The following is a 24,594-nucleotide window of genomic DNA, read 5'->3' as shown; positions in this document are numbered from 1 at the left end:
AAACAATAAAAAAAGTGTCCAAACAATTGGACACTTTGTATTATTGTGTGTAAAGGATGAGTAATTTAATTGTGTTTTCAACCGCTTGGAAGTGTGTTCTTTCCATCCCGTGGCTTGCATGAACACCTGGTCCAATAAGGGCACCTTTAAAGTCGTTTCCACCACGTAATGCAGCCGAGACATCTGAGCCGTAGTATGGATAAATATCTACAGCATAATTAAGTTTATTTGTTTTTGCAAGTTCAGCAAAACGGTTTGTAAGATCAAAGTCGTAAGGACCACTAGAATCTTTCGCACAAATAGATACATCATATTCTGTACAAGTTAAATCATCCCCAATACAACCCATATCAACTGCGATCATTTCATCCATCTCAGGAATAAAGGCAGCCCCGTGGCCAACTTCTTCATAGGTTGAAATAATAATTTTTAACGTTTGTTTAGGCACTACGTTTGAATCTTTAAAATATTTAATTAATCCAAAAATACTGGCTACATTAATTTTATCATCTAAAAATCGTGACTTAATAAAGCCATTTTCTGTAACGACGGTTTTAGGATCAAAAAATATAAAATTACCTACTTCAATCCCGAGTTTTAAAACATCGTCTTTATTTTTAACAATTTCATCAATACGTACATTCATCGTCTCAGGATTACGCTCTTTTGTGCCTGCATCTTTAAAGACATGATTGGCAGGACTTGTCGATAAAAATGTTCCAGTATAATCTTTTCCACTACGGGTTCTAATCGTACAATATTCTCCATCAAGCGTTGGCCAACTTGGACCCCCGATACTTGTGAATTTGAGCGTTCCATCACTCGATATACTTCTTACCATAGCACCTAATGTATCTACATGGACACTTAAACCAATGGTATGACTTGTTTGTCCAGGGATAGTAATAATTAAGTTCCCTTTTTTGGTTTTTTCAATGTGTAAATTATATTTTAGGGCCTCTTCTTGAATACGTTCAGTAATTTCTTTCGTGTAACCACTCGGACTTGGAATCATTAAAATTTCTTTTGCAAGTTCTAATACATAATGTTTATCAATTTTCATAGTTTCACCTCGAGATTTATTATAGCATAAAACTAATATTGATAGCCGTTAAAACCTTAAATATGGTATAATTAGTTAGGGTGATTATAGATGCATATAATTTATGGTGGCGCGTTTAATCCGCCTACAAAAGCACATTTAAATGTTTATCATTATTTAAAAGAACGTCTTGAAGTAGATAGTTTTATTTATTTGCCTGTGAGTAATGCGTATACTAAGCGTGAACTTGCAAGTAATTATCATCGTTTAAATATGCTTAAAATGATGACAGAAGACTACGATGATATTTCTATTAGTAATTTGGAAATTCAAGATTCAGAGTTTTTAGGGACCTATCAATCACTTATCCGAATAAGTGATAACTTAATAGGTGAATGCGCATTTGTAATAGGTGCAGATAATTTACCCTACTTACATACATGGATTTTAGCAGAATCCTTATTATCTGAATTTAAAATTATCGTTTTAAATCGACAATCAAATATTGATCAAATCATTGAAGAAAATGACATGTTAAAAAAACACCGACATAACTTAATTATATTTAATGATTTTGATAATCCGATGTCGAGTACTTTATTTAGAGAAACGTTTGATGAAACCATGGTTGATGAGAAGGTTTGGGATTATATAACCGAGCATCAACTATACAAGAGGTGATGAAAATGTTTAAAAATGATTTTTTGAAAGTTGCAGCAATTACACCAAAGCTTGAAGTAGGAAACCCTACTTACAATGTGAATGAAATGCTTAGAATTTTACCAAAGGTTCAATCGAGTATTGCGGTATTTCCTGAGTTAGGAATTACCGCTTATACATGTAATGATTTGTTTTTTCAAACAAGTCTAATAGATGAAACAAAAACTAGTATTGCTAAATTGTTAAAAGAAAATCCTTATGAAGGCATCATTGTTATCGGTGCTCCATTAGAAATAACTGATATTTTATATAATTGTGGATTGGTTATTCAAAAAGATAAAATATTAGGAATTATTCCAAAGTTTTATTTACCAAACACACAAGAATTTTATGAAAAACGTTGGTTTAAAACAGGGTTTGATATTGTTAAACAAGTAAAAGAAATAACATATTTAAACCAAACGGTACCCTTTGGGTCGCTTATTTTTAAAACTAAAGATGATAAAATTAGTTTTGGTATTGAAATTTGTGAAGATATGTGGGCACCAATTTCACCTGGAAACGTGCTTGCTTTAAACGGCGCTAAAATGATTATTAACTTAAGTGCTTCTAATGAAACACTTCATAAAAGCGAAATTAGAAGAAGAACAATCATAGAACACTCACGTCGTAATGCTGGTGCTTATATTTATTGCAGTGCAGGTGTAAACGAATCAACTAGTGAAACCGTATTTAGTGGGCATAACGTCATTGCACAAAATGGGGATTTATTAGTTGAAACTGAAAACTTTTCACAAGAAAGTGAAATTATTTACGGAGATATTGATTTATCTAAAATAGCGTATAGTAGAAAATTATCATCCTCTTATCGCGATACACTTCACAAATATCTTATAGAAAATCAAGAAGTAATTATTACATTAAATGAATCAAAGGATTATGTATTCGAAAAAAAGTTTGATCAAACGCCTTTTGTTCCAAAAAGTAATGCAAAAGAGGCGTTTGAAAAGATAGCTGCATTACAAGAAAACGCCTTAATTAAACGCGTTAAACATATTAATGCTGATACCATCGTCATCGGCATAAGTGGGGGGCTAGATTCAACCTTAGCACTCCTTATTGCATGTCGTGTAGTCGATCAACTCAAAATGGGAAGAGCATCAATTATTGGTGTTACTATGCCAGCGCTTGGAACAAGTCAAAAAACACTAAAACAAGCCAAAGGAATTATCAAAGAACTTAAGGTCACCTTAAAAGAAATTGATATTAGCGATCATGTTAACGACCATTTCGAATTAATTGGCCATGATAAAACAACGTATGATGCAGCCTATGAAAATACTCAAGCAAGAGCTAGAACCATGATTTTAATGAACTTAGCTAACATGCATAATGGGTTAGTACTTGGAACCGGTGACATGAGTGAGTTAGCACTTGGATGGTGTACATACAATGGAGACCAAATGAGTATGTACGGCATTAATGCAGGTATTCCTAAAACTTTGGTTCGTTTTATGGTTGATTATTATGGACAGCTAAAGTTTGGTAGTGCTATAGAAAAACACATTAAATCTATTCTAGATACCCCAATTTCACCAGAGTTAACCCCAAACCAAAAAACAGAAGATGCCATTGGAAAATATGAAGTAAATGATTTTATTATGGAACGCTACCTTCGTTACGGAGACACCCCAAACCGTATAAAATGGTTATTAAGTATAACATTTGATTTAACCCAAGAAACATGTGACAATTATGTGATTAATTTTTTCAACCGTTTTTATTCTCAACAATTTAAACGACAAGCCTCACCTGATTCACCAAAAATATTAGATATATCTTTATCGCCAAGAGGCGATTTACGTATGGTTAGCGATATTAACAAAAACAAGCAATAAGGACTGATTGATATGAAAAAGCGTGTAGTCATTGGAATGAGCGGTGGCGTTGATTCTAGTGTGGCAGCACTATTACTAAAAGAACAAGGGTATGAAGTTATCGGTTTATTTATGAGAAACTGGGACTCAACGACCAATCAAGATATATTAGGTAATCCAGACTTAGATAATGATATGTGTCCCCAAGAACAAGATTATCAAGATGCGTTAGCTGTTTGTGATCACCTTGAAATTCCGTTATATCGTGTCGATTTTATTGAAGAATATTGGCGTGATGTTTTTACGTACTTTTTAGATGAGTATAAAAAAGGAAGAACCCCTAATCCAGATATCATGTGTAATAAATACATTAAATTTGATGCGTTTATTAAACACGCAGCCCAGTTTAATCCTGATTATATTGCAATGGGTCACTATGCAAGAGTTAAACATGGTGAAACGGTTCAGCTCTTACGCGGTGTAGATAGCAATAAAGATCAAACCTATTTTTTATCACAACTTACCCAAGACCAACTAAAGAAAACCCTGTTTCCTGTGGGTGGTTTTATTAAAAAAGAAATTAGAGATTTAGCCATCAAACATAAAATACCTACAGCACAGAAAAAAGATTCTACTGGAATTTGTTTCATCGGTGAAAGAGAATTTAGTTTATTTTTAAACAATTACCTACCTGCACAACCAGGTAAAATTATGACATTAGATCAAGACATCATTGGCGAACATACGGGTCTTATGCATTACACCATCGGCCAAAGAAAAGGCTTAGGAATCGGTGGAAGTGATAAGTACGGTAATGAACCCTGGTTTGTTATTGGTAAAGACTTAGAACAAAATATATTGTATGTCGGCCAAGGATTTCATCATCATCAACTCTACAGTACCTCTTGTACAGTAGAGGAAGTCAATATCATCGATAAGTCACTGCATATTGATGGATTAAAATGTACAGCTAAGTTTAGATACCGACAAAAAGATATTGGCGTTACACTATCAATGAAAGATGATTTATTGCATGTCTTATTTGATGAACCAGTAAGAGCAGTAACACCAGGTCAAGCCGCTGTCTTTTATGATGATGAGGTTTGTTTAGGTGGAGGCCTCATCCAATATGCCTATAAAAATAATGAGAAACTACCGTATTAGAAGAGGGATAATATGAAAAAAAAATTAGGGATCTGTTTATCCGGTGGTGGCGCTCGTGGCGCCTACCAAATCGCTGTATTAAAAGTATTGCAAGAAGCAGGAATCTTAGATGATATTCACGCCATAAGTGGATCTAGTGTGGGAAGCTTAAATGCAGTCTTACTTGCGATGAAAGATTTAACTATCGCAGAAAATCTTTGGTTAAGCATGGATAAAGATAGTCTTTTTAGTGAAGAACAAAACTTCATCAAAAAAATGTTTAAAGAAGGCAAAGCCTTTGTATTTAAAGGCTATTATAATACCCAACGTTTTGAAGAACTCATTGATAATACCGTTCAATACGATGCGGTTTACAATAATGATATTTATGTAAGTACTTCACATGTTGGAGATGAAAATGTAACCATTGCAGAGTTATTATCATTAAACGTTAGAAATATGTTTGATAAAGAAAATCATACAAGATACCCACTGTTAAGAGAGTTAACACAAGAAGACATAAAAAAAACACTATTAGCCTCATGTGCTATTCCGGTTTTCTTTAAGCCAGTAGTCATTAATAATGAAACCTATTATGACGGTGGTGTTTTGGATAACACCCCAATAACCCCGCTCATTAATGCAGGATGTGAAGAAATTATTGTCATCGATTTATTTAGACTGAAAATGAAAAAAACATCGGATGATAAAAATATTACAATCCATACAATTACCCCATCACGTAGCTTAAGTGGGATTCTAAATTTTTCCAATAAGCAAATGCACAGGCGTTTTGAAATCGGAAAAAAAGATGCCGAAAAGTTCATTCAAAAATATAAACCAGAAGATCACTAAATCTTCTGGTTTTTTAATAAAGAAAAACAGCCTACTTTAATGTATCAATTAAGTGGAGGTGTATCATGAAAAAAGTTCTTATAATATTTGTAACAACATTTATATTTTTACTATCAAAACAAACTATTTTTGCAGCAGAATACTTAACCTATCAAAATATTACATTTACGAACCATGGCGGCTTATTATTAGAAAACTATACTAAAAGTGATTACGAAAACTATTACAAAAGAATTAAAGGGAATCGCTTTTGGGGTTGGAAAACTTACGTCGTGCTACAAAACGAACCCATTACGTTTCAAAAAGAAACCATGTACATTATTAGAAATGAAGGTTACAGTACCATTAGTAAAAACTACTTTTTTAAAACAACTGAACAAAGTAAATTTCAACTTAGTGCTACTGGAAATGTAGGCATTAGTGCAAGTGGAAACATCAAAGCATTTAAACTAGGACTAGACTCCCACATTAGACCAACTGTTAGTTATGAAACGCAGCGCGCCGAAGAAGAACGCATTGAAATCAGAATGCAAATAGACCCAATGACTGTTTTATATGTAGAAGTCTATGGTGAAGGTAAAATTACAAATGGCGTAGCTAAGTATTACCGTTTTTGGCGTAATGTTAGAACTGGGGGTTGGGAAGTGTTTGTTTTAACAACAGAATATTTTTCTATAGTAAAGGAGCGTATCATCGATGAATCTATTCCTGAAGAGCGTGATGACAATCACCTTTATTAGTGTTGTTTTACTCATTGTAACCTTACTTCAAACTGAAGAAAAACCATTAAGTATTTATTCCGTTAGAGAAAGTCATACCTATGTATATACATCAAGTCTTGAAACATTTACCATTCCAATTCTTATTAATCACCCAAACTCGGTACTGGTTTTAGAAGAACAAATCATCAATATTTCAATCGAAGCCGCTGATCAATCCTTACGTGTTCCCCTTGAACTTCATTCAATTAGTTTTAAGCAAAAACAACTTTTTAAAGAAGATAATTATTACCAGTATCACTTCCATTTAAAACCATCAATTTATGCAGAAGATGATGTGATTGAAATAAAAGAGGCATTTTTAATTATCGATTATACCAATCAATTTCAACTAAAACTAGATATTGGCGTTTTCACCTACCGATTTGGCGCGCTAAATGATACTGCTTTGTTTGTTTATGATCGTATAAACATTCATGAACAAAGTGGTGGGTTACCCAACAGTTTTGGTTTAATCTTTTCATTGGTGAATAAAACAAGTTCAACCATTGAAATCATTAAAGTCTCTATTCAAAACCCACAAGTAACCCCTAATATGAAGCATATAAAAGAAATAGACCCTATTCATTCAGGTAAGATTGACATGGCAACAATGTTTAAAGACTACGACCCACTAGAACCATTTGAATATCATAAACAACCGATGACTGTACCAGCCTATAAAGAAAATCACTATTTCATTCCGTTTAGTTACAAAGATGACGTCGATTTACTCACACATAAGTATCCACTTATAATTAGCTATCTGTTAGATGGTGAACGTTATGAACTCATCGCCGATGATTTTCGCTTTATAAGAACTAATGTCTTTGAATCCTATCACCCATGCATTCATCAAAGGGGTACATATGGTAAAAATTAAACAGTTTTCAAAAAAATACAAGCATACAACCATAGAAACAAAACCCATTACCTTTGATAAAAAAGTAACCCTTATTATCGGACCGAATGGTTCAGGCAAAACAACCGTCCTAAAAGGGATTGCAAACCTAATTAATTATGAGGGTGAAATTATTAATGAAGGCACTGTCTTATACGCAGAAGAACTGATTAGGTATCCTGAAGATATGAGCGTGAATACGTATTTAAACACATTACTTGAAATTGGAAAAGGGAATAAAATTTTAAAAGAAGAGCTTTTAATAAAGTTTGACTTATATGAAAAACGTAATGACCCTTTTAAATCATTATCTAAGGGAATGAAACAAAAAGTCCATTTAATTCAAGCCTTAATGGAAGAAAGAGATGTCTATTTACTAGATGAACCATTTTCAGGGCTTGATGCTCAATCGAGAATACAACTTGTTAATATTATTGCACAAAGAGATGAAAAGTTTATTTGCTCAACTCATCAAAGTGATGAGTTTGAGCGCTTAAATCCTAAAAAGGTTTATTTATGAGTAAGGTAATTAGATTCCATCTATATTATCTATTCACACTAAAAACTAAAATTTTATTAAGTCTATTATATGTAATTACATTACTTATATTGTTTTACTTAACAAGGTTTTATGAACCAAGAGTAGACCGTATAATATTTTCAGATATTTATGCGATTGATTTCTTTTTAGAAGCATTAAATTTATTAAAGTTAACCATTGTTTCTTTAAGTATATATATTGTCTTACAGTTATGGTTTTTTAATCCTTATGACATTGTGCTCATTCAACTTATCGGTAGAAGAAAAGTATTTATAAGTAAAGTCTTTGCAGGGTTAATACCATTACTGGTTTATACCATTTTGAGTGTGTGTCTTACAAGGATTTTAGCTGGATACTTTAATCTTACAACACCCGACACAAATTATATGATGTTCATGGTTTTACTTAGCTTATTTACATTGTTTTATTATGTTATAATGATCGCTGTTAGTTTTATATTTCAACACATTTTAAGCTTGTTAATTTTGTTTATTATGATGATGATAGGAAATATACTTGTTGACTTTTTATCACCATTAGCCCATATAAATAAAATTACTTTAGTCTATCATAGTCTATTTATAAATATCCATATTATTGAAGATTATCAAATCACTTCAATCATCTCTCCGATTTACATTATTATTTATATCGCTTGGTTACTATATTTGAGCAATACCCTATTTTCGCATAAAGATTTTTGATGGGTTTAGGCTTTTCTTTATAAACCCGGTATGCTATAATTAATACCGGTAAATATTATGCGAGGGTGAAAAATATCGCAAAAACAAGAAACACCCTGTTTTTGCGTATTTTTTTATCAAAGAAATTTGGAGGATAAAATATGTGTGGAATTGTAGGCTATATTGGCCAAAAAAACGCTAAGGATATCATTATTAACGGGCTTTCTAGATTAGAATATCGTGGGTATGATTCAGCAGGAATTAGTCTTTATAATCATGATACAAAGCAATATGAGTTATTTAAAGATAAGGGTCGTGTTGCGCACTTAAACACACTTATTAACCAAACTGGTATATCCCATTCAGGGATTGGACATACACGTTGGGCAACACACGGCATGGTAAATCAAGAGAATGCCCATCCGCATTTTTCAGCCTCAAATCGTTTTATGATTGTTCACAATGGCGTGATTGAAAACTTTCATCATCTGCGTGAAGACTATCTTAAAGGGCATGAGTTTGTGAGTGAAACAGATACAGAAGTGATTGTTCAATTAATCGAACTTTTTGCAAAAACAGTCTCTGTTGAAGAGGCTATTCTTAAAACGTTAAAACTATTAAAAGGGTCATATGCAATTTTAGCAGTAGACCAGTTAAACCCAAATCGCATGTACGCTGCTAAAAATAAAAGCCCAATGATTATAGGTAAAGGAAAAGACGACTATATCATCGCGTCTGATTTAATGGCAATGGTTGGGGTTTGTACTGAGTACTTACCCTTAGAAGATCATTCGTTTGCGATTATAGAAAATAATAACCTACTACTTTATTCTTTAGAATTTTTAGAAGTAAAGCCATCTTTTATGGTGATGGATTTTGAAGATATTGTTTCAGAATTAGGTGTATACCCACACTACATGTTAAAAGAAATTATGGAACAACCTGCGGTTATTCGTAATATCGTTTCCAAGTATTTTGATGAAGACACCATTCAAATCGATGAAAATATAATTAAGGCTTTAAAAAAAGCTAAACGTATTCATATGTTAGCTGCAGGCACAAGCATGCATGCAGGGTATATTGGAAAAATCATGTTTGAACGTTTAGTAAAAAAACCTGTGGAAGTTCATATTGCAAGTGAGTTTGCCTATTATCCACCTGTAATAGATAAAGATGATTTCTTTATTTTACTGAGTCAAAGTGGTGAAACTGCAGATTTAAGAGCATGCCTACAATATCTAACTGCTCATCAGTATCAAACATTAACCATTACAAATGTTAAAACTTCAACCTTAGCCCGTGAGGCAAAATATTTTTTAGAAATTTTTGCAGGACCAGAAATTGCAGTTGCCTCCACAAAAGCGTATACAGCACAGAGTGCAGTCTTAGCCTTACTTGCTTATAAATTAGAAGCACAATCTTTTAATTTAAGACAAGAATTATCCAAGTTAAGTCAAGCGATGGATAGCTTTTTAGCCCAATATGAAACCTTACATCCTATAGTCACAAACCTCTTACAAAAACGTAATTGTTTTTATATTGGTCGCGGCATGGATTATTTTGTATGTTTAGAAGCAGCGCTTAAATTAAAAGAAATATCCTACATCCAAACTGAAGGATTTGCGGCAGGAGAATTAAAGCATGGAACCATTGCTTTAATTGAGGATGGTACACCTGTAATTGCGTTAATTTCAGAAGAGAAAATCGCTTTAAATACTAGAAGTAATCTAAAAGAAGTTGAATCAAGAGGTGCTAATACATTAAAAATTGTGACCGAATCACTTGCTGAGGATGGCGATCACATCATTTTACCTAACGTTCATCCAATACTTGCTTCACTATTAATGGTGCTTCCAACTCAAGTGATTGCATACTACGCGGCGCTTGATAGAAATTTAGACATAGATAAACCTAGAAATTTAGCAAAAAGTGTCACAGTAGAATAGCGCTTTTAAAAAAAAGTATTTTATGATAAACTTAATTGACACGATTTGAAGGAGGACCGCAATATGGGGAAGTATTTTGGCACCGATGGCATAAGAGGTGTTGCCGGTGACTTTTTAAACGCACACCTTGCGTTTAATGTTGGGCTGAGCTTAAAATATGTATTAAAAACGAACACTGTAGTAATAGGGAAAGACACAAGGGAATCAAGTGATATGCTAGCTTATAGTCTTGCTGCTGGTGCATTATCAGCTGGGGTTGATGTAATCATGGCTGGGGTTGTTTCAACGCCAATGATTGCCTATTATAGCAAGGTAAACGCTATGTGTGGCGTTATGATTACCGCTTCACACAATCCTTTTAAAGATAACGGCATAAAAATCTTTAACAAAGGCTATAAAATGTTAGAAAAAGACGAAGATAAGATCGAAGCTTTTCTTGAAAATCCTATCACAAAAACCCCTACTTCATTTGGGACTTTAAATGAATCAAATGATATTTTAGAAACCTATAAAGAGTTATATAAAACATTGCTTAATGAAAAAGTAAACATCAGTGTAGGCTATGATAGTGCAAATGGCGCTAACTATCAAATGGCTAAAATGCTTTTAGAACCTTTATGTGATGAAAGTTATCAAATTAACGCCTTACCTGATGGTAAAAATATCAACGTTGAGTGTGGTTCTACTTATTTAGACGCTATAAAAGCACTTGTTAAAGATAAAAAATTAGATATCGGCTTTAGTTTTGATGGGGATGGTGATCGCTGTTTAGTGATTGACCATAACTTAAAAATTTACGATGGAGATTTAATAATTTACGCCATTGCTAAACACTTAAAATCTATAGATGCACTAAATAAAAACACGGTTGTATTAACTAAAATGAGTAACCCTGGTATTATTAAAGCATTCAAAGATTTAGGAATTAAAACGGTACTAACCGATGTGGGTGATAAATACGTGACCCATGAAATATTAAAAAACAACTACACCATCGGTGGTGAAAATAGTGGTCATATTATATTAAACCATCTATTACACACAGGAGATGGGTTATTAGTAGCCGTTACATTATTAAATATTTTGCAAACGTTAAAAACATCGCTTAAATGCCACACAAAAGAAGTTCAATTGTATCCACAAAAAATGGTAAACATTAAACATATTTCCAAAAGTACATTAGAAGAAGAAAGTGTTAAATCAATTATAAAAGAAGCGAAAAAACACCTTGGGGAAGATAGTTTATTGCTTGTGCGTGCAAGTGGAACAGAGCCACTTATACGCGTAACCATTTCACATCAAGATGAGGCAACACTTGATCATGTAATGGCTTCAATAGTTGATGTAATAAAACAAAGCGGGAGGGACAAAATTTAATGAAGACATTTGCATTAGTATTAGCTGCGGGTAAAGGGACTCGCATGAAAACAGAACTACCTAAGTGTGCATTTCCAATTCTAAAAAAACCAATGATAGAGTATATTGTTGAAAACATTGAGCGCAGCCAAATCGAAGAAACCGTATTGGTTGTTGGGCATAAAAAAGAAGTTTTTGAAGATATGCTTGATGCACGTGTTAGATTCGCTTATCAATTGGAACAACTAGGGACAGGACATGCTGCACTTTCAGCGCGTTCAATTTTAGAAAATAAAGTGGGAACCACCCTAATATTATTAGGGGATATGCCGCTTATTAATGATAAAGTTATCGACAAAATCATTACAACGCATGAAATGAGTGAAAATGATTTAACCGTCGTAACAACCAATTTTGAAAACCCAAAAGGCTACGGAAGAATTATTCGTGATGAGTATGGTCATATTGCTTCCATTATTGAACATAATGATTGCACTTATGAACAAAAGCAAATTAAAGAAGTAAATACAGGTATTTATGCCGTTAACAATAAGTATTTATATGAAATATTACCTAAAATCGAGAAAAACCCTCGTAAAGGTGAGTATTATTTAACGGATATTGTTTCTTTAATGAAAGAACATTATAAAGTTGGAACGTTTGTCATGCGTGATAACTATAGAGTAATGGGGGTAAATGATTTATACGCAATTAGTGTTGCGGAAAAATATTTACGCGATGAAATTAATAAGTTTCATATGTTAAATGGCGTATCGATTATCAACCCAGATACTGTTACGATTGGACACAATGTATCGATTGAAGAAAATGTTACAATCAGTCCAAATACAACCATTACAGGGAACTCTATTATTAGAACAGGCTCACAAATAGGGCCAAATACTGAAATTCATAATGCAGTAGTTTATGAAGATGTAACCATCAAACATAGTTTAGTCTATGATAGTACTATTTATGAACGTTCAACTATTGGACCATTTGCTCACTTAAGAAACAACGCAGTTATTGGTAGAGATAACCGTATTGGAAATTTCGTTGAAATTAAAAAGTCAACCACTGGAGCCAATACTAAAGCTGCTCATTTAGCTTATATTGGGGATACAACAACTGGTAAAAATGTTAACTTCGGTTGTGGAAGTATTACCGTAAATTATGACGGCGTTAAAAAACATCAAACCATCATTGGTGATGATGTGTTCATCGGATGTAATACCAACTTAATTGCTCCAATCAAAATAGAAGATCAAGTTTTCATTGCCGCAGGAAGCACCGTGACTAAAGATGTACCAAAAGGAGCTTTAGCCATTGCTAGAAATCATCAAATAAATAAGGCTGATTATGCAAAACATTTAGTCCGTCCGAAAAACGATGAGAAATAGTTGACAAAGAAATCTTACATGATATAATATATTGAGTTAATAAAATATGGTGGAAAGAAGAGTACCCACTCTCACCTGATTGATAATAGTCAATAGGTTCGACGCTACAAGAATAATTTTAATTATGATTATTTTAAGTGTGGGTACGTAATGTGCCTACACTTTTTTTCTTGTTTCCCCCAAAATCTATAGGAGGTGACATTTATTAACAAACCCGTTGAAAAGAAACGCAACGATGGATTAGTCAATGACGACATCCGTGCGCGAGAATTGATGGTTATTAGTGAAACTGGTGAACAACTAGGTGTATTAGCAAGAAATAAAGCGTTAGATTTAGCAGAAGAAAAACGTTTAGATCTTGTCATAGTAGCCCCTAATGCAAATCCACCGGTAGCTAAGTTTATGGATTATAACAAATTCAAATACGACCAACAGAAAAAAGCGCGAGAGGCGAAGAAAAAACAACACATTGTCTCAGTAAAAGAATTAAGACTATCTCCAAAAATTGACACCCATGACTTTGAAACCAAGTTAAGAAACGGTCGTAAATTCTTAGAAAAAGGCGATAAATTAAAGATTTCTATCCGCTTTAGGGGGCGTGAAATGGCTTATACCAATCAAGGTAGAGAAGTCATGTTAGATTTTGCAAAGCGTTGTGCTGACCTTGCAGATATCGAATCGCACCCAAAACAAGATGGTCGTACGATGATTATGGCCTTAACACCAAAAAAAGATAAATAATCAAAGGAGGATTTTTTCATGCCTAAAATGAAAACCCATTCGGGTACTGCGAAACGTGTGAAAAGAACCGCATCAGGAAAGTTAAAAGTTTCTCACGCTAGCCGTTCACATTTAAAAGGAAATAAAAACAATAACACCATTAGAAATAACCGTAGCGCAAGCTTCGTGTCTAAGAGTGACGTTAAACGCATTAAACATCAAATTTCAAACGTTAAATAATTAAAGGAGGTATTAACTATGCCAAGAGTTAAAGGTGGCAACGTCGCACGTAAACGACGTAGAAAAATATTAAAATTAGCCAAAGGCTATTATGGGTCCAAATCATTACTTTATAAAACAGCTCACGAACAGGTGATGAAATCACTTGCTTATGCATACCGTGATCGTAAACAACGTAAAAGAGAATTCCGTAAATTATGGATTGCTCGTATCAATGCAGCTGCACGTTTAAATGGAATGAGTTATTCTCGTTTAATTGACGGATTAACAAAAGCGGGTGTTGAAATCAACCGTAAGATGTTAGCAGATATCGCAGTAAATGATGCACAAGGATTTACACAAATTACTGAAATCGCTAAGCAAGGATTAGCAGGAAAAGTTACACCAAATGCTAAACCAGAAACAGCACCAGTTAAAAAAGAGGCTGCACCTAAAAAAGAGACAGCACCTAAAAAAGAAGCACCAGCTAAACAAGCAGAGTTTACACAAGAACAACTAGAAGATATGACCGTTGCAGACTTAAAAGAGTTATGTAAAGATCGTGACATCACTGGGTATTCTGCACTTAAAAAAGCTGAACTTGTTGAATTATTATTAAAATAAGCAGTCTAACTGCTTTTTTTATTATTCTTTACCTAAAGTACTTTAAAGTCAAGTATTTAAGCGCTATAAAAGCCATTATCAATAGAGTTTGATTAATTTACAAAAATTATTTAACCGCTATTTTCAGCGGTTTTTTAAATGATCATTTAAATATTTATTAAATTATTGCACTAACAAAGCCACTTAATACATCGTTTTAATGCTTTGCAGTAAAATTGACAATAAATCTTTTTCACAATATAATTAAAGTAACCTAGAATATTGGAAATCACTCATGTGCGACCCCAAATCATCACATTAGGCACCAAGATTTAACTGGTGTGAACGCCTATGAATTTTATAGGAATCCTAAAGGTTAAATAAGAGGTGACCCCCATAGTAGAACGCGGTTCTGCAATTGAGTGATTTCCATTGTTTTAGGTTTTTTTATTTGCGTTTTTACGTAATTAAGCATATGATTAAACTATATACCATAAGGGGGTTATTATATGTCGAGTTTTAAAACAAGTTTTGCTGTTTTCAGTTGGGTGTTTAAATTCGTTGGTGCAGCACTTTTAATAGGGTTAGCATTGGTTTTATTTTTCATGGATTTAGAACACATCGTTGAGGCATTTATAGGAATATTAATTGCTGGTTATGCGTTGATGCGATTGGTGCCATTAATTAAAACACAACGTAGTGACCTAATTAAAACCATCAACATTATAGAAAGTGTCTTAAATTTACTTGTTGCCGTTGTTTTTATTGGTAATGCTATTGTTTATGGAGAAAGCTTAGAAACAATCTTTGGATGGCTATTTGCTGGTGTTCTAATTGGACGCGGTATGGTTCATTTTTACGGGATTAGTGATGGGAATGAAAAAGGCGATCACCCAAGTTACTTTTTCCACATCGCAACATTAATTGTAGGGACAATCATTATTACACAAGGTTGGGATGCAGAACAAATTGTCTATCTTATGCTATTTTTAAGCATCGTCTCAGGTTCGTATTTAAGTTATGACGCTTATGGTGGTTATAATTTATACCGTAGACGTAAACAACTTCAAACAGAAAAACGTAAAGAAGTTGAAATACCAGATAGAGATGTACCAAGAAAAGAAGATCCTGTTAGAGAACAAGATCAAATTATTAGTTAATATGAAATTTCAGATGCTTAAATACGCTTTAAGCATCTTTTTTTTTGACAATTTCATAAATAAGTTTATAATAATTTGTATACAACCTATAAAGGATGATGCTTATGGAACGCGAGATTTGTAACATTATTAACAAGGGCGCAATACTGCATAAAAGACTTATGACTAAAATACTCGAGCAATTCGATTTAACTTATGCACAGTATCAAGTATTAAAAATCATTAAACAACACAATGGATTAACCGCAAAAGAAATACTTATTTACCTAGACACTGATAAAGCGACTTTATCTGGTGTTTTATCGAGGTTAGAAAAGCACAACTTAATTGAAAGAATACCAAATCAAGAAGACAGAAGATTAATGCATATTCATTTAAAAGAAAAAAGTATAGAAATATGTGATCAAGTAAATCTAATAGAAACAAATTGTGAGTCAGACTTATTAAAGGGATTAAAACCAAAAGAGATTCGCTATTTCTTTGATGTATTTAATCACATTATTGGTAATCAACTTAAAAAATTAGAAGAAGCCAATAAAAGCAACGACTAATATGTTAAGATATTATAGGAGGCGTTAAAATGTTTAAATTATACTACTTTAAAAATAATGTATTTAACATTATCGCAGGAATATTGCTAGTTGCTTTTGCGATTGCAGCAATGTTCTTTTTAGGAATTTTAAGTGACTTTGTCAATATCGTAGTTGCGGCGATAATCATTTTATATTCAGTAACACGTTATTTAAAGGACAAAACACTATACAAAAATAACAATGCTTTAATGATTCTTACAGTTGAAGTGATTGTTGTTATCACCTTATCTGTTTTACTCATTCTTGAACAATTAGGCTTAGCATTTGTTATCGGATTAACACTCTATATTAGAGGCCTAACTTATTTACTCATTCTTCAACTTTTAAGTTTAAAAAGTACATTTCAAGTGTTTGTTATTTATTTAGCTGTTATGACATTAGGTACTTATATCTTATTTGCTAATCCTCGTTTTGGAGAATTATTTGAATGGGTATTATTTATCTTTATGTTAGCTTACGGTGTTTTCTTAATTGCACTTGGTTCAAACAAAAAAATAAAACAAAAAGTAAAATAACTAGGAGGACTTCATGAGTACAATATTAAAAGAACTTTCAATGTTAAACGGGATTCCAGGACAAGAAACACAAGTTAGAAAGTATATGGAAGAAAAAATGAAAGGTCATGCAACGCTATCATTTGATAACTTAGGAAGCATTATTGCTGAAAAAGTAGGGGATAAAAATGGCCCTAAAATTATGGTTGCAGGACACATGGACGAAGTAGGGTTTATTGTTACTAAAATTACCGATGAAGGCTATGTTAAATTTATCCCTGCAGGTGGTTGGTGGAGTCAAGTAATGCTTGCTCAACAAATGGAAATCACCACTAAAGAAGGGAAAAGACTTCGTGGTGTTATTGGCGCAAAAGCACCTCATATTCTAACTGAAGAAGAACGTAAAAAACCAGTATCTATTGAAGATATGTATGTTGATTTAGGGGTTAAAGATAAAGAAGAAGCTGAGAGTTTAGGTGTACGCTTAGGTGATATGATGACACCGTTTATTGTAACTACCCCTTTAAATAACGAAAAGTACTTACTCGGTAAAGCATGGGATAACCGTGTTGGTTGCGCAGCTGCAGTTGAAGTTTTACACGCATTAAAAAATGAAGACCATCCTAATATTTATTATGGTGTGGGCACTGTCCAAGAAGAAGTTGGATTACGCGGGGCAACCACATCTGCTTACAAAGTGGACCCAGATATTGGAATTGCTGTAGATACCACCATTGCTTACGACTTTCCTAAAGGCAGTAAAGATACTGAACTTGGTAAAGGCGTTGGCCTTATGATTTCTGATTCATCAATGGTAGGACATAAAGGGTTACGTGATTTTGTTATCTCAGTAGCTGAAGAAAATGACATTCCGATTCAGCTTACCTATCTTACAAGAGGTGGAACTGACGGCGGTAAAATTCATTTAACACGTAGTGGTGTCCCGTCAATCGCACTTTGTTTACCAGTTAGATATCTACATTCACACACCTCAATTGTCCATCAGGATGATTATGATAACCTTGTAAAATTAATCACGATTTTAGTTAAAAAATTAGATAAAGAAACAGTCCATGAAATTACATACGAATAACATAGAGTGGGCATTTGCCCACTCTATTTATGGAGGTACTTATGAGAGTTGTTAGCGGCTATTTAAGAAGTAGAAAATTACTAGAAGTAGATTCTAATCAAACAAGAAGTACAAAAGATCGTGTTAAAGAATCTATGTTCAATATGTTGTATCCATTATCTAGATTTGATCACGGATGCGACTTGTTTGCTGGAAGTGGTGCCCTAGGGATTGAAGCCATTAGTCGCGGCGTAAAAACCGTTGACTTTGTTGAACAATCAAGAGAGGCTTTTAGAATATTGAAAGAAAACTTAAGAGCATTAGAGTTAAATCGTAATCATCGCTTTAACCAAGATGTTAATGTTTTTTTAAGCCAAAACACAAAAGTCTATGATTTAATCATACTAGACCCACCTTATGGAGAAAATTACATAGACCGAGCACTAAAGCTTATCGTCAAAAACAATCTTTTACATCAAGATGGCTGTGTGGTATCATTAAGTCATAAAGATGACCCTATTAGTATACCTGAAGTACTTTCTATTAAGAAAGAACGCAACATTGGGATTACTAGAGTGATTATTTACGAATGGAGCGATTAGATGAAAATTGGCGTATATCCAGGTAGTTTTGATCCAATTACCTATGGACATATTGATATTGTTAAACGAGCATTAAATGTATTTGATAAATTAGTAATTTTAATTAGTGTTAACCCAAGAAAGAAAACCATGTTTTCAGGAGAAGAACGTATAGATATGGTTAAAGAAGTTCTAAAGGACTATTTAGACCGTATTGAGATAGACTCAAGTGAAGCCTTAACAGTGCACCACGCAAAGAAATTAGGTGCTACACACATCATTCGTGGTTTACGCGCACTTACAGACTTTGAGTATGAGTTCCAAATGACTCATGCTAACCGCGTTTTAGATAAGTCCATTGATTCAATATTTTTTATGACTGACAATAAGTACTCATTCTTAAGTAGCACAAATGTGAAAGAAATTGCACATTTTAACGGTGATTTATCAACGTTTGTTCCCCCTTATGTCATGGAAAAAATTAAGGAAAAACATCTTCAAGACGCCACTTAAGTAAAGGCGTCTTTTTTCATTAAGTATTTTACTATTTTTTTATTTATAAAAATGTTAATATAGTTTTAGGTGATGTCAATGGATTCTAAAGAAAAAGTATTTAATGAGCTAAGAAAGCAAAATGTACGTATTACAAAACAAAGAAAAGCAATCATCGATATTTTAGATGGTAAGCATCTTACCATACAAGAGATTCATGCCGAATTAAAACGTCGTGGATATCACAATTTAGGTACCGTTTACAATAATATCGATTTTTTAATTGAACATAAAATTATCACGCAAATTTTTATTAATGGTAAAAAGCACTATGATTTAACCATTGATGAACGTTCTCATACGGCGGATTCTCACATTCACGTAACGTGTAAAGTGAATAATAATATTATTGAAATCAATGATAGTAAAATTTTTGAAGATATTAAAAATCAAGAAATCTTTAAAAACTTTGAAATCAAAAAGCTACAAATTGTTGTAGAAGGGGTTTGCAAGCACTATGATACCGAGCATTGCAAGACCGATCAAGCATGTTTTATCCAACAACTCCATCGAAAAAACAACTTAAACTAAAGTTGTTTTTTTATTTCAACTTTAATTTTTATACTTTATAGTTTAAAAGTATAAAAATCTTATATAATAAGACTAGGTGATATTATGAAACGCTCTTTAAGTATGATGGTTATTGCATTTATTTACCTGTTTTTTTTAAGGATAATACTGGCTTTTACAATTCCAATAAAACTATTTAATGTTGGATTATTTTTTGATGGCATTATTTTATGTTTTTTCATGTTTATCATGATGAAAATATTTAGAAGTGCGCGTTCTCAGAAAATATTTTACGGGGTGTTTTTATTATTTTGGACAACCTTAACGGTTGCAAATAGTATCTATTACACTTATTTTTATACTTTAGTTTCTAGAAGTAGTTTGCAAGGGTTATCAGTAATGTCTGCTGGGCTTACACAAGAATATGATTTACAGATTCCTATATATTTTTGGTTATTATTTTTAGTTAATATCGCTGTTATTGTCTTAATTGCTAATCAAAAACGTGCTGATTACTTTTTTAAATCTGACTACTTTGGACTTGTTTTTATTACCCTATTACAAGTAGTTATCTTATTTAGTTTTTATCATCCAAAAGAAGAAGCCACATTAGAATACTACCAAAGTGATGCGTACTTATATCAAGCTATGCATGATAGAGTTACATTTACTGAAAAATATGGTTATTATTATTATCATTTAGTGGATTTGTTTAGACCAATTCCAACCATTGACGAAGAAAGCTTTTTAAATGAAATCACAGAGTTCTTTAACCAGCAAGAACCACATACACAAAACGATTATAGTGGGTTGTTTGAAGATTATAATCTTGTAAAAATAACCGTTGAATCTTTAGATACAAGATTTATTCATCCAACGATTTCTCCAACGCTATACAAAATGATGCATGAAGGGTATCATTTTGATCAAGTTTATGTTCCTGTTTTTCAACAAGGGGCTACTTGTAATAGCGAATTTATGGCTACAACCGGTTTAATGGCGATTAATTCAAATGATTTTAGTAATAATATATGTGATGCCTATGATGAAAATAGTTTTCCTTATGCTTTGCCTAATCAGTTAAATGATATAGGGTATCAAACCTATTACTTTCATTCTGGTCATAATTGGTTTTATAACCGTGAAAATATCATTCCCCAGTTAGGATTTCAAACTGTTAAATTTCAAGAAGATTTAATTGAGATTGGGCATACAACGTTTACTGACCGCTTAGATACTAATTTAATGTTGTTTGTGGATGAGTATGTGGATTTAAATGAACGCTTTTTTATTCAGTTTTTAACGTATTCATTACACGGGGCTTATAATCACAAAGACTTTGTTCATCATGATTACTTAGTCACCGAGGCATATGGTGAAGACCTTGATTCTGAAATTCGTGTGTACTTACAAAAATTAGCAGAGTTTGATTTGTTCTTAACGATGTTAGTAGAAGCACTAATAAATGCAAATGTTTATGATGAAACATTATTTGTTATCTATACTGATCATTATCCTTATATGCTAAATCCAGATACATTCTCAGAATTTTTAGGTGTTACTTATGATAGTGCAGAACTATACCATCAGTCACTTATCATGTATAATAGTCAAATGCAACCAACGGTCTTTAGCACCGTTGGTGCAACCATAGATATTACACCGACCATTTTAAATTTGATTAATCCGAATGCAGAATTTAAATACTTTTTTGGTAAAGATCTAACCAGTGAAACGGAGGGTTTCGCTTTATTACAAGACCTTTCTATAGTAGATAAAGACAATAGATACTACTTAAATAAACCTTATACTGGAGATCCTTCTAAAGAAGAAGCCTTACAAGATGCATTGGTTAAATATATTACAATTTTCGAATTACAGAAGAAACTCTTAAATATTGATTATTTTAGCCATCTAAGCGAATAATAAACCTAGAAAATTTATCGCTTTTTGCCTTTACATTTTAACTGCGGTATTATATAATAAATATCGCGTTAAGTTTCGGTAGCTCAGTCGGATAGAGCAACGGCCTTCTAAGCCGTCGGTCGGGGGTTCGAATCCCTCCCGGAACGCCATTATGAACTTATTAGCCCTAAATTAGGGCTTTTTTATTATTTGAAATATAGGGATTGCTGTACGCTTTTCTTTAATTAATCTTGATTAAGCAAATGATGTATTATTAGAAACTATAAGTGTTTCTATCATTAAGTTGATGAATACTATAGTTAAAGGGATGAGTTATATAGTTAAAAAAACATAGCGTATTGTTTAAGATTAAAATATAATATAAATAGAAACTATATATGAGGTGTCCTATGAAACGTGAATATCTTACAGTTCCTAATGTTTTATCTTTATCACGATTAATTTTATTACCGATGCTTTTTATGTTTGTTATAACAGGGCAGGATTTAGCATTTCTAATCAGTTTTATCATTATAGGTTCTACCGATTTCTTTGATGGGTACATTGCTAGAAAATTTGATCAAAAAACTGAAATAGGGAAAACATTAGATTCACTAGCAGATTTGTTTTTCTATTTATCGTGTGCTTGGTTTTTATATCGTTTATATCCTCATTATTTAGAACCAAATAATCAATTATTATTTGTGTTTTTTGGTCTTTTAGCTTTATCATTTTTAATATCTGGGATTTTACTTAAAAAGCCTATTTTAATGCATACATTCTTGTTTAAACTTAATGCTGTACTCGTATATTTATTAATCATATTTTCTTATTTTACAAACACGACGTATCTTATTGCATTTATCCTTGTTGTTTACATTATTGGGTTTATTGAAGAGATTATCATCTTCATAAAATACGGTGAAGTAGACCCGGATACGATGAGTGTATTTTCACTTAGAACTAAATAAGACTTAATTAAAATATTTATACCTATAACAAGTCCTCATTTACATTGACGTGATAATTAAGTAAACTAATAGTAACAAGGAACAGTTAAATGCTTAACATTAGACTTGAAAGCACTTAACTGTTTTTTATATTTTAAATTAGGAGGAATGACTGTGTCAAAGGATAAGAAGAAGTTAACCAGTGGGGTTGGTGCACCGGTTTATGACAACCAAAACGCTATGACTGCAGGGCCAAGAGGACCCATGTTATTACAAGATGTCTGGTATTTAGAAAAACTTGCGCATTTTGATAGAGAAGTTATCCCTGAACGCCGTATGCATGCAAAAGGGTCTGGCGCATTTGGACACTTTACAGTAACTCATGACATTACTAAATATACTAAAGCGAAAATTTTCTCGGAAATTGGGAAAAAAACAGAAATGTTTGTCCGTTTTTCAACTGTTGCAGGTGAAAGAGGCGCTGCAGATGCAGAAAGAGATATTCGTGGGTTCGCGATGAAATTTTATACCGAGGAAGGTAATTGGGATTTAGTAGGCAATAACACTCCAGTATTTTTTATTAGAGACCCACACCGTTTTCCAGATTTAAATCGAGCGGTTAAAAGAGACCCATATACTAACTTAAGAAGTGCAAAAAATAACTGGGATTTTTGGACGTTATTACCTGAGGCGTTACATCAAGTCACCATTACAATGAGTGATAGAGGAATCTCAAAATCGTATCGTCATATGAATGGTTACGGAAGTCATGCTTATAGTATGATTAATGATAAAAACGAACGCGTTTGGGTTAAGTTTCACTTAAAAACCCAACAAGGGATTAAAAACTATACTGATCAAGAAGCAGAAACGCTTATTGGAAAAGACCGAGAATCCCACCAAAACGATTTATTGTTAGCCATCGATCATAAAGATTACCCTAGATGGACTATGTATATTCAAGTCATGACTGAAGCACAAGCGAATGCCATGCCATACAATCCATTCGACTTAACAAAAGTTTGGTATAAAGACGAATATCCTCTTATAGAAGTAGGTTATTTCGAGTTAAACAAGAATCCAGATAACTATTTCAAAGACGTTGAACAAGCCGCCTTTAATCCAGCAAGCATTGTTCCTGGTATCGGTTTTTCACCAGATAAAATGTTACAAGGTAGATTATTTTCTTATGGGGATGCTCAACGCTATCGTTTAGGTGTCAATCACAATCAAATTCCAGTAAACGCACCTAAATGTCTTGTAAACTCATACCATAGAGATGGCACCATGCGTGTAGATGATAACGCCGGTAAAACCATTGGCTATTGGCCAAATAGTGAAGGTGAATGGGAAGATTCACCACACCTAAAAGAACCCCCATTAAAGCTATCTGGGGATGCTTATAATTATGATTTTAGAGATGACGATGATGATTATTACACGCAACCTGGTAAACTCTTTAATATTATGAGTAAAGAAGAACAAACACGTCTATTTGAAAATACAGCTAGAAACATGGGAGATATTCCTAAATCTATCAAAATTAGACATATTAAAAACTGTCTTTTAGCAGATAAAGCTTATGGTGAAGGGGTTGCAAAAGCATTAAAAATTCCTTTAAGTGATATTAATTAATGTCTAAATCCAAACGTATCCTATTTATTTTTTTAGGAAGTTTATTTTTAACTTTAGGAACCATAGGCATTATTTTACCCTTACTACCAACCACACCATTTTTACTATTAACAGGCTATTTTTACGCTAAAAGTTCAGACCGACTTTATCAGTGGTTAATTCATCATAAAGTATTCGGCATTTACATTTACAGTTACATTACCTATAAAGCCATTGATATTAAGACTAAAATCGGTGCAATAATCTTACTTTGGACCACATTAAGTCTATCAAGTTATATGATGTATAATCTTTATCTAACGATGCTTTTAGGGATTATAGGATTAGGGGTCACAACCCATTTGTTAATGTTAAAGACCTTATCTAAAGAAGTGATGATCAAAAAACGTCACGCACCATTTGTTAAAAGTTCAGACTCGATTTTATAAGTAAAAGTTA

At 32.9% G+C, this 24,594-nt stretch carries 26 protein-coding genes, 1 tRNA gene, 1 pseudogene and 1 other annotated feature; of the genes and pseudogenes, 27 read left to right on the top strand and 1 reads right to left on the bottom strand.

The genetic code is table 11. The annotated features are described in order from the left end of the window. Window positions 1–40: 40 nt before the first annotated feature. Window positions 41–1,063: a M42 family metallopeptidase gene (locus ACHAJD_RS01000; RefSeq protein WP_435583977.1), complete on the bottom strand. Its 1,023-nt coding sequence runs from the start codon at window positions 1,061–1,063 to the stop codon at window positions 41–43. 90 nt (window positions 1,064–1,153) lie between these two features. Here ACHAJD_RS01000 and nadD point away from each other — a divergent pair, with 90 nt between their 5' ends. The 27 genes and pseudogenes from nadD (at window position 1,154) to ACHAJD_RS00865 (ending at window position 24,584) form a co-directional block, all read left to right on the top strand. Beyond that, window positions 1,154–1,723 (top strand): nicotinate (nicotinamide) nucleotide adenylyltransferase, encoded by a 570-nt coding sequence (nadD, locus tag ACHAJD_RS00995; RefSeq protein ID WP_435583976.1) that lies wholly within the window; start codon window positions 1,154–1,156, stop codon window positions 1,721–1,723. A gap of 5 nt (window positions 1,724–1,728) precedes the next feature. Continuing rightward, window positions 1,729–3,600, top strand: coding sequence for an NAD(+) synthase (locus ACHAJD_RS00990; protein ID WP_435583975.1), 1,872 nt, complete (start codon window positions 1,729–1,731; stop codon window positions 3,598–3,600). 12 nt (window positions 3,601–3,612) lie between these two features. Continuing rightward, the gene (gene mnmA, locus ACHAJD_RS00985; protein WP_435583974.1) at window positions 3,613–4,743 is read left to right on the top strand and encodes a tRNA 2-thiouridine(34) synthase MnmA; all 1,131 of its coding nucleotides are present in this window, start codon (window positions 3,613–3,615) and stop codon (window positions 4,741–4,743) included. 12 nt (window positions 4,744–4,755) lie between these two features. Continuing rightward, window positions 4,756–5,577, top strand: coding sequence for a patatin-like phospholipase family protein (locus tag ACHAJD_RS00980; protein WP_435583973.1), 822 nt, complete (start codon window positions 4,756–4,758; stop codon window positions 5,575–5,577). Window positions 5,578–5,642: 65 nt separating this feature from the next. Next, complete coding sequence (locus tag ACHAJD_RS00975; protein WP_435583972.1) at window positions 5,643–6,317, top strand: hypothetical protein; 675 nt, start codon at window positions 5,643–5,645, stop codon at window positions 6,315–6,317. Further along, a complete protein-coding gene (locus ACHAJD_RS00970; RefSeq protein ID WP_435583971.1) occupies window positions 6,298–7,218 on the top strand; it encodes a hypothetical protein in 921 nt (306 codons plus the stop codon). Before ACHAJD_RS00975 ends, ACHAJD_RS00970 begins: the two co-directional genes overlap by 20 nt. Continuing rightward, a complete protein-coding gene (locus ACHAJD_RS00965) occupies window positions 7,205–7,756 on the top strand; it encodes an ATP-binding cassette domain-containing protein (protein WP_435583970.1) in 552 nt (183 codons plus the stop codon). The genes ACHAJD_RS00970 and ACHAJD_RS00965 overlap by 14 nt, the downstream gene beginning before the upstream one ends. Then, window positions 7,753–8,481, top strand: coding sequence for a hypothetical protein (locus tag ACHAJD_RS00960; RefSeq protein ID WP_435583969.1), 729 nt, complete (start codon window positions 7,753–7,755; stop codon window positions 8,479–8,481). The genes ACHAJD_RS00965 and ACHAJD_RS00960 overlap by 4 nt, the downstream gene beginning before the upstream one ends. Before the next feature lie 140 nt (window positions 8,482–8,621). After that, window positions 8,622–10,406 carry a glutamine--fructose-6-phosphate transaminase (isomerizing) gene (gene glmS, locus ACHAJD_RS00955; protein ID WP_435583968.1) on the top strand — a complete coding sequence of 595 codons (1,785 nt, stop codon included), beginning with the start codon at window positions 8,622–8,624 and terminating at the stop codon, window positions 10,404–10,406. Between the two features lie 63 nt (window positions 10,407–10,469). Then, window positions 10,470–11,783: a phosphohexomutase domain-containing protein gene (locus ACHAJD_RS00950; protein ID WP_435583967.1), complete on the top strand. Its 1,314-nt coding sequence runs from the start codon at window positions 10,470–10,472 to the stop codon at window positions 11,781–11,783. Then, window positions 11,783–13,162, top strand: coding sequence for a bifunctional UDP-N-acetylglucosamine diphosphorylase/glucosamine-1-phosphate N-acetyltransferase GlmU (gene glmU, locus ACHAJD_RS00945; RefSeq protein WP_435583966.1), 1,380 nt, complete (start codon window positions 11,783–11,785; stop codon window positions 13,160–13,162). The genes ACHAJD_RS00950 and glmU overlap by 1 nt, the downstream gene beginning before the upstream one ends. Before the next feature lie 48 nt (window positions 13,163–13,210). Next, window positions 13,211–13,336 (top strand) — a sequence feature (ribosomal protein L20 leader region). Window positions 13,337–13,366: 30 nt separating this feature from the next. Beyond that, window positions 13,367–13,903, top strand: coding sequence for a translation initiation factor IF-3 (gene infC / locus ACHAJD_RS00940; protein ID WP_435583988.1), 537 nt, complete (start codon window positions 13,367–13,369; stop codon window positions 13,901–13,903). A gap of 18 nt (window positions 13,904–13,921) precedes the next feature. Further along, window positions 13,922–14,122 carry a 50S ribosomal protein L35 gene (rpmI, locus tag ACHAJD_RS00935; RefSeq protein ID WP_435583965.1) on the top strand — a complete coding sequence of 67 codons (201 nt, stop codon included), beginning with the start codon at window positions 13,922–13,924 and terminating at the stop codon, window positions 14,120–14,122. 18 nt (window positions 14,123–14,140) lie between these two features. After that, window positions 14,141–14,494: pseudogene (rplT, locus tag ACHAJD_RS00930) on the top strand (50S ribosomal protein L20); the annotation flags it as partial. Window positions 14,495–14,626: 132 nt separating this feature from the next. Further along, window positions 14,627–14,725 carry a Rho termination factor N-terminal domain-containing protein gene (locus ACHAJD_RS00925; RefSeq protein WP_435583987.1) on the top strand — a complete coding sequence of 33 codons (99 nt, stop codon included), beginning with the start codon at window positions 14,627–14,629 and terminating at the stop codon, window positions 14,723–14,725. A gap of 488 nt (window positions 14,726–15,213) precedes the next feature. Then, the gene (locus tag ACHAJD_RS00920) at window positions 15,214–15,864 is read left to right on the top strand and encodes a hypothetical protein (protein ID WP_435583964.1); all 651 of its coding nucleotides are present in this window, start codon (window positions 15,214–15,216) and stop codon (window positions 15,862–15,864) included. A gap of 104 nt (window positions 15,865–15,968) precedes the next feature. After that, the gene (locus tag ACHAJD_RS00915) at window positions 15,969–16,415 is read left to right on the top strand and encodes a MarR family winged helix-turn-helix transcriptional regulator (RefSeq protein ID WP_435583963.1); all 447 of its coding nucleotides are present in this window, start codon (window positions 15,969–15,971) and stop codon (window positions 16,413–16,415) included. A 29-nt stretch (window positions 16,416–16,444) separates the two neighbouring features. Continuing rightward, on the top strand, window positions 16,445–16,972 hold the full coding sequence (locus tag ACHAJD_RS00910; RefSeq protein WP_435583962.1) for a hypothetical protein: 528 nt from the start codon (window positions 16,445–16,447) through the stop codon (window positions 16,970–16,972). A 13-nt stretch (window positions 16,973–16,985) separates the two neighbouring features. Further along, window positions 16,986–18,044, top strand: a complete 1,059-nt coding sequence (locus ACHAJD_RS00905) for a M42 family metallopeptidase (protein WP_435583961.1) — start codon at window positions 16,986–16,988, stop codon at window positions 18,042–18,044. Between the two features lie 41 nt (window positions 18,045–18,085). Beyond that, complete coding sequence (gene rsmD / locus ACHAJD_RS00900; RefSeq protein WP_435583960.1) at window positions 18,086–18,625, top strand: 16S rRNA (guanine(966)-N(2))-methyltransferase RsmD; 540 nt, start codon at window positions 18,086–18,088, stop codon at window positions 18,623–18,625. Beyond that, window positions 18,626–19,117 (top strand): pantetheine-phosphate adenylyltransferase, encoded by a 492-nt coding sequence (coaD, locus tag ACHAJD_RS00895; RefSeq protein ID WP_435583959.1) that lies wholly within the window; start codon window positions 18,626–18,628, stop codon window positions 19,115–19,117. A 78-nt stretch (window positions 19,118–19,195) separates the two neighbouring features. Further along, window positions 19,196–19,687 (top strand): Fur family transcriptional regulator, encoded by a 492-nt coding sequence (locus ACHAJD_RS00890; RefSeq protein WP_435583958.1) that lies wholly within the window; start codon window positions 19,196–19,198, stop codon window positions 19,685–19,687. Window positions 19,688–19,771: 84 nt separating this feature from the next. Beyond that, a complete protein-coding gene (locus ACHAJD_RS00885) occupies window positions 19,772–21,592 on the top strand; it encodes an LTA synthase family protein (RefSeq protein ID WP_435583957.1) in 1,821 nt (606 codons plus the stop codon). Window positions 21,593–21,664: 72 nt separating this feature from the next. Further along, window positions 21,665–21,741: transfer RNA gene (locus ACHAJD_RS00880), tRNA-Arg, on the top strand. Window positions 21,742–21,981: 240 nt separating this feature from the next. Beyond that, the gene (locus ACHAJD_RS00875) at window positions 21,982–22,542 is read left to right on the top strand and encodes a CDP-alcohol phosphatidyltransferase family protein (RefSeq protein WP_435583956.1); all 561 of its coding nucleotides are present in this window, start codon (window positions 21,982–21,984) and stop codon (window positions 22,540–22,542) included. 153 nt (window positions 22,543–22,695) lie between these two features. Then, window positions 22,696–24,156 carry a catalase gene (locus ACHAJD_RS00870; RefSeq protein WP_435583955.1) on the top strand — a complete coding sequence of 487 codons (1,461 nt, stop codon included), beginning with the start codon at window positions 22,696–22,698 and terminating at the stop codon, window positions 24,154–24,156. Further along, window positions 24,156–24,584 (top strand): YbaN family protein, encoded by a 429-nt coding sequence (locus ACHAJD_RS00865; RefSeq protein ID WP_435583954.1) that lies wholly within the window; start codon window positions 24,156–24,158, stop codon window positions 24,582–24,584. Before ACHAJD_RS00870 ends, ACHAJD_RS00865 begins: the two co-directional genes overlap by 1 nt. The last annotated feature ends 10 nt before the right edge of the window (window positions 24,585–24,594 follow it).

The organism is Liberiplasma polymorphum, from assembly GCF_043951795.1.
Classification (GTDB): Bacteria; Bacillota_I; Bacilli_A; order Izemoplasmatales; family Izemoplasmataceae; genus Liberiplasma; species Liberiplasma polymorphum.
Note: the sequence above shows the minus strand (reverse complement) of the source record. Positions and strands in the feature narration are given on the sequence as shown.

Excerpts from the sequence above, each read along its gene's own strand:
- ACHAJD_RS01000 (WP_435583977.1), bottom strand. The coding sequence starts at position 1,063 with ATGAAAATTGATAAACATTATGTATTAGAACTTGCAAAAGAAATTTTA.
- nadD (WP_435583976.1), top strand. The coding sequence starts at position 1,154 with ATGCATATAATTTATGGTGGCGCGTTTAATCCGCCTACAAAAGCACAT.
- ACHAJD_RS00990 (WP_435583975.1), top strand. The coding sequence starts at position 1,729 with ATGTTTAAAAATGATTTTTTGAAAGTTGCAGCAATTACACCAAAGCTT.
- mnmA (WP_435583974.1), top strand. The coding sequence starts at position 3,613 with ATGAAAAAGCGTGTAGTCATTGGAATGAGCGGTGGCGTTGATTCTAGT.
- ACHAJD_RS00980 (WP_435583973.1), top strand. The coding sequence starts at position 4,756 with ATGAAAAAAAAATTAGGGATCTGTTTATCCGGTGGTGGCGCTCGTGGC.
- ACHAJD_RS00975 (WP_435583972.1), top strand. The coding sequence starts at position 5,643 with ATGAAAAAAGTTCTTATAATATTTGTAACAACATTTATATTTTTACTA.
- ACHAJD_RS00970 (WP_435583971.1), top strand. The coding sequence starts at position 6,298 with ATGACAATCACCTTTATTAGTGTTGTTTTACTCATTGTAACCTTACTT.
- ACHAJD_RS00965 (WP_435583970.1), top strand. The coding sequence starts at position 7,205 with ATGGTAAAAATTAAACAGTTTTCAAAAAAATACAAGCATACAACCATA.
- ACHAJD_RS00960 (WP_435583969.1), top strand. The coding sequence starts at position 7,753 with ATGAGTAAGGTAATTAGATTCCATCTATATTATCTATTCACACTAAAA.
- glmS (WP_435583968.1), top strand. The coding sequence starts at position 8,622 with ATGTGTGGAATTGTAGGCTATATTGGCCAAAAAAACGCTAAGGATATC.
- ACHAJD_RS00950 (WP_435583967.1), top strand. The coding sequence starts at position 10,470 with ATGGGGAAGTATTTTGGCACCGATGGCATAAGAGGTGTTGCCGGTGAC.
- glmU (WP_435583966.1), top strand. The coding sequence starts at position 11,783 with ATGAAGACATTTGCATTAGTATTAGCTGCGGGTAAAGGGACTCGCATG.
- rpmI (WP_435583965.1), top strand. The coding sequence starts at position 13,922 with ATGCCTAAAATGAAAACCCATTCGGGTACTGCGAAACGTGTGAAAAGA.
- ACHAJD_RS00925 (WP_435583987.1), top strand. The coding sequence starts at position 14,627 with ATGACCGTTGCAGACTTAAAAGAGTTATGTAAAGATCGTGACATCACT.
- ACHAJD_RS00920 (WP_435583964.1), top strand. The coding sequence starts at position 15,214 with ATGTCGAGTTTTAAAACAAGTTTTGCTGTTTTCAGTTGGGTGTTTAAA.
- ACHAJD_RS00915 (WP_435583963.1), top strand. The coding sequence starts at position 15,969 with ATGGAACGCGAGATTTGTAACATTATTAACAAGGGCGCAATACTGCAT.
- ACHAJD_RS00910 (WP_435583962.1), top strand. The coding sequence starts at position 16,445 with ATGTTTAAATTATACTACTTTAAAAATAATGTATTTAACATTATCGCA.
- ACHAJD_RS00905 (WP_435583961.1), top strand. The coding sequence starts at position 16,986 with ATGAGTACAATATTAAAAGAACTTTCAATGTTAAACGGGATTCCAGGA.
- rsmD (WP_435583960.1), top strand. The coding sequence starts at position 18,086 with ATGAGAGTTGTTAGCGGCTATTTAAGAAGTAGAAAATTACTAGAAGTA.
- coaD (WP_435583959.1), top strand. The coding sequence starts at position 18,626 with ATGAAAATTGGCGTATATCCAGGTAGTTTTGATCCAATTACCTATGGA.
- ACHAJD_RS00890 (WP_435583958.1), top strand. The coding sequence starts at position 19,196 with ATGGATTCTAAAGAAAAAGTATTTAATGAGCTAAGAAAGCAAAATGTA.
- ACHAJD_RS00885 (WP_435583957.1), top strand. The coding sequence starts at position 19,772 with ATGAAACGCTCTTTAAGTATGATGGTTATTGCATTTATTTACCTGTTT.
- ACHAJD_RS00875 (WP_435583956.1), top strand. The coding sequence starts at position 21,982 with ATGAAACGTGAATATCTTACAGTTCCTAATGTTTTATCTTTATCACGA.
- ACHAJD_RS00865 (WP_435583954.1), top strand. The coding sequence starts at position 24,156 with ATGTCTAAATCCAAACGTATCCTATTTATTTTTTTAGGAAGTTTATTT.